The organism is Metapseudomonas phytobenefica (assembly GCF_043392685.1).
Classification (GTDB): domain Bacteria; phylum Pseudomonadota; class Gammaproteobacteria; order Pseudomonadales; family Pseudomonadaceae; genus Metapseudomonas.
Map to the genome: position 1 here is coordinate 1 of NZ_JBHZGM010000074.1, position 1,492 is coordinate 1,492.

Genomic DNA, 1,492 nt, shown 5'->3' on the forward strand with positions numbered 1-1,492 from the left:
GCGTCCAGTTTCAATACGCCCTGGCTGGCATTCTGCACATTCCCGTCGATTTTCAGATTGACCTTGGCGCCGGCAGCACAACTCAGGGGAATGCTGAATGGTTTAGTATTGTTATCCCCCGGCCAGGCTCCCTTTCCCCCGAAGCGCGTCATGCCCACCTTCCCCATGTCCACATTGATAGAGGGCGCGGTGAGCGAACACGACAGGGTATTGACCTTGATTGAGCGGATCCTGACTATCGATTCCGGATAAGCCCAGGCCTTCCAGCCGGGATTCCAGAGGTCATCAATCCTTGAAATAAAGGCGCCTACTTGTTTATTGGAAATCTCGCCTGACCCGATGACTTTAGCAGTCTTGTAGAATCTTACAAGAAGCTTTCCCTTCATAATTATTGCGGGATAACTTGCAGCTTTATAACAAAGCAAGAGGCCATCTGGATAACCTGCAACGGACTGTGGATGTTGGCCGACCCATCTCACACCGCAGAAATCCATGCTCCCCACATACTCCACGCCAACCGCATATCCAATACCAGGGATACCGGTTTCATATACCCGTTTGCCGTCAATATCCATTACGTGAGAGCCATAGGCTCGGACACCAGCATACTGCCTCGTTGCAGTAGTAACAGGAGCTCTAGGGCAATCATACGCGGACACGATGCCTGACTGGATCGGCGCACCAATTTCTGCCCCCACCGGCAGGTCTCGCTGAATCGCAAGTTCCGGCACAGACAACATTGTTTCAGTGGTGATCGTCTTGCATGGTTCAGGTGTAGCGTGGACCTCTCCTGCCGCCAACAATGCTATCCCTGCCAGCAAATGCATTAATTTGATCTTCATTGCCATCTCGGTTAAACGCGCAGAAAACTTATTGAGTTGAAAGTTCGTCGACAATCGGGGTTATGGAAACCATGATCAAGTCAAACACTGCTGCCGCCTGCCAGCCTGACTCCCATTTTTAACCCACGCCCCGGGGCCGATTCACCGTCGGTAGATCCGTCGGGAATTCTCCGGACTTTTCTTATTTGCCCCCTCGCAATGTCGGCATCCCGTATCAAAGAGGAGAAAACGACGGCTAACTTTCCCATGGAAAACAAAGCCAAAAAAATCTCGGTAAAAATACCAATCTCTCAAATAGAAGGAGAATCGGAACAATCCGAGATTAGTGTCTGATCGCACCGCAAACTCAGCGTCCCCGGCCTGGATAACCAGAAGCCGGCCTGTCGGAAGCTCGCACCCTTGTCATGCCAAGAACACGGAGACTCCCGCGCTTGAAGCAACGACGTCTGAATCAACCGCTCTTCTGTCGAGGTAGTTTCACCAGCCGACGAAGATCGCCGTAACGAATTAACCTGGCAGGCCACTAGGGATGGTCTGAAGTAGCCCTGCATTTCCGGCCGACTTCTGCCCTTGCCGATTTTAAAAGCGGCGATTCGACCAAAATCGGTCAAGTCATCCGCTCACTTCGGTGTTTTTAGCCACCGCGAGCA

The 1,492-nt window shown here is 51.9% G+C and carries 1 protein-coding gene; it reads right to left on the reverse strand.

What is annotated here, in order from left to right; translation table 11 throughout:
- The coding region (locus ACFW0B_RS25770) for a fimbrial protein (RefSeq protein WP_449151791.1) at positions 1 to 842 on the reverse strand (842 nt) is incomplete at its 3' end.
- Positions 843 to 1,492: the final 650 nt, after the last annotated feature.